Source organism: Mycobacterium sp. ABE4_509 (assembly GCF_056160785.1).
This window is the reverse complement of record NZ_JBSWXU010000303.1, coordinates 1-1,149: the sequence shown is the minus strand read 5'-3', so window position 1 is coordinate 1,149 and position 1,149 is coordinate 1. Positions and strand designations below refer to the sequence as shown.

The 1,149-nt window shown below is 63.8% G+C and carries 1 protein-coding gene; it reads left to right on the top strand.

The features are described from left to right. Positions 1 to 48: 48 nt before the first annotated feature. Positions 49 to 1,149 carry an IS630 family transposase gene (locus ACXAID_RS28155; protein WP_475025441.1) on the top strand — a complete coding sequence of 367 codons (1,101 nt, stop codon included), beginning with the start codon at positions 49 to 51 and terminating at the stop codon, positions 1,147 to 1,149.

Below are 1,149 nucleotides of genomic sequence, written 5' to 3'. Positions count from 1 at the left end.
CTAGTGGTCCGTCTGCGAATTAGTGCGGTAGTTTGTAGTATGCCTGTTATGACAGCTGCCGCGTTGCCGGTCAGCGATGCCCAGCGTGCGGAGTTGGAGCGGATGGCGGCCTCGACGTCGTTGCCGCACCGTCAGGTGGTGCAAGCCCGTGGACTGTTGTGGGCCAGCGACGGGGTGGCCAACGAGGAAATAGCGCGGCGCTGCGCCGTCGATTCGGATACGGTGCGGCGCTGGCGTTCTCGGTTCGCCCAGCAGGGAATCGACGGGGTCGGAAGGATCGCTAAGGGCCGCGGGCGTAGGCCGAGTCTGCCAGCGGGCACTGTCGAAGAAGTGCTGCGGGTGACCCACAAGGAGCGGCCCGCCGACGGGTCTACGCACTGGAGTACCCGCACCCTGGCGGCCCGCGTCGGGATCGGCAAGGACTCGGTGGCCAAGATCTGGGCTGATCACAATCTGAAGCCGTGGAAAGTCGAAACGTTCAAGGTCAGCAACGACCCTGATTTCGAGGCGAAGCTGGTCGATGTTGTTGGTCTGTATGTGAATCCGCCGGCGCGGGCGGTGGTGTTCAGCTTCGATGAGAAGACCCAGTGCCAGGCGCTGGACCGCACCCAGCCGTCGCTGCCGATGAAACCGGGCCGGGCCGGAACCATGACTCATGACTACAAGCGCAACGGCACGATCGATCTGTTCGCCGCGATGAACGTCGCCACCGGTGAAGTCCTGACCGATCTGCGCAAAGGCCACACCGGTGCCGACGTGTTGCGGTTCTTCAAGCAGATCGACGCAGCTGTCCCGCGCGGTCTGGGTGTGCACGTCGTGCTGGACAACCTCTCGGCACACTCCACCCCTGAGATCGCGAAATGGCTCAAACACCGAGATCGTCGCCGCTGGCACCTGCACTACACCCCGACCTCGAGCTCCTGGCTCAATCTGGTCGAGCGCTGGTTTAAGGAACTCACCGACAGACGCCTGCGCCGCGGAATCTTCACCAGCGTCGCCGACCTCACCGAGGCGATCACCACCTGGGCCGCCCACTGGAACGCCGACCCGAAACCCTTCATCTGGAAGGCCCCCGCCCAAGACATCATCACCAAAGTCCAACGCGGCCGCGCCACCCTCCACCAGATCAAAACGCAGACGGACCACTAG